Genomic DNA, 1,073 nt, shown 5'->3' on the forward strand with positions numbered 1-1,073 from the left:
GATGGATTGTAATATGAAGTGCGACAGTTTGAAATGAAAATATCCCATGGAAGATTCGTGTAAAATGGAGTCACCACAACAACCATTACACAAGGAGAATCTCAACATGGGTTACACACATTTTAGCATAACTGAACGCAGCAAACTAGAACTGCTATTGAAAATGAGATGGTCGACTCGTGCCATTGCAAAAGAACTTGGACGGCATCACGCTTCCATCGCGCGTGAAATCAAACGTGGTCGCTTCAATCAGGAGTATGTAGCCCGTTCGGCTCAGCAGGCTTATCATCAGCGAAGAGCTTACAGCGTACCTGTCGGTAAATATAACTTAGAGATTGCAAAAGATTTGAATGAGAAGCTTGCGCTGACTTGGTCACCTGAACAGATTGCGGAGAAGCGACGGTCTGAGGGTAAGCCATTCATATGCTTCAAGACCATCTACCGTTGGTTGTACGCTGGGCGTCTTGCAGCCGGTAAGGTATCTATCCTGCGCCATAAGGGAAAACGGCATAAGCCTATGGAAACAAGGGGTCGCTTTCTCATAGGAACCCCTATCAGCCAGCGTCCGAAAGAAGTGCGCAAGCGCAAGTCTTTCGGTCATTGGGAACTTGATACCGTAGTCTCCAGTCGAGGTGAAAGTCGAGCCTGTGCGGCCACCTTTATTGAACGAAAAACACGACTGTACGTGGCCATAAAAATACCGGATCGCACCGCCCATTCCATGGAAATTGCCTTCGGCGTAGTTGCCAGTCAATATCCCCAGGGGGCCTTTCAGACAGCAACAACGGATCGAGGAAAAGAATTTGCCTGCTATGCAGCCTTGGAAAGCGTCCATAACATCAAGGTCTACTTCGCTGATCCCTATTCTTCTTGGCAACGGGGTTCTAATGAAAACGGTAATGGCCTTCTGCGGGAGTTCTTCCCCAAAGGTCATGACTTCGCTAAGGTCACAGATAAGCAGCTTGCTGAAGCCATCCGCCTTATTAACGATCGCCCGCGTAAATGTCTAGGCTGGAAGTCTGCTCACGAAGCTTTCATGGAAGCCCTGTCGCACTTGACTTGACAATCTGTCA

The 1,073-nt window shown here is 48.3% G+C and carries 1 protein-coding gene; it reads left to right on the top strand.

The features are described 5' to 3' along the window. Positions 1 to 106 precede the first annotated feature (106 nt). A complete protein-coding gene (locus tag PGLA_RS22715) occupies positions 107 to 1,063 on the top strand; it encodes an IS30 family transposase (protein WP_068537425.1) in 957 nt (318 codons plus the stop codon). Positions 1,064 to 1,073 lie beyond the last annotated feature (10 nt).

Origin of the sequence: Paenibacillus glacialis (assembly GCF_001637205.1) — a bacterium.
GTDB classification, from domain to species: domain Bacteria; phylum Bacillota; class Bacilli; order Paenibacillales; family Paenibacillaceae; genus Paenibacillus_AQ; species Paenibacillus_AQ glacialis.